We start from the raw sequence: 276 nt of genomic DNA on the forward strand, positions 1-276 counted from the left end.
GTTCGACATGGCTCCACGATGCGCGAAGCCCGACCGGGCCGGGCCGCCACGACGCGTCGATCTCGAAGCCGTCCGACGTCACCGCGTCCAGATTCTGGCGGACTCGGTAAGTGCCACCCGCTCCGACGAAACCCACCAGCGGAAAGTTGCCCGGCCCTGCACCGGCCGTGACGTTGGCGATGGCGTCGTCCAGCCGGTTGAAGAAATAGGTGGCGGCGATGCTGACCGTGCGCGTCGGTGCGATCGTAACGCCGCCCTCGACACCCTTCAGTGCCT

The 276-nt window shown here is 67.4% G+C and carries 1 protein-coding gene; it reads right to left on the reverse strand.

Annotated features, from left to right (window positions below; genetic code table 11):
* A partial coding sequence (locus AC0IYH_RS31455) for a TonB-dependent receptor domain-containing protein (protein ID WP_471838152.1) occupies positions 1-276 on the reverse strand: 276 nt, incomplete at both ends.

The sequence above is a fragment of the Pseudomonas sp. AC463 genome, assembly GCF_979253585.1.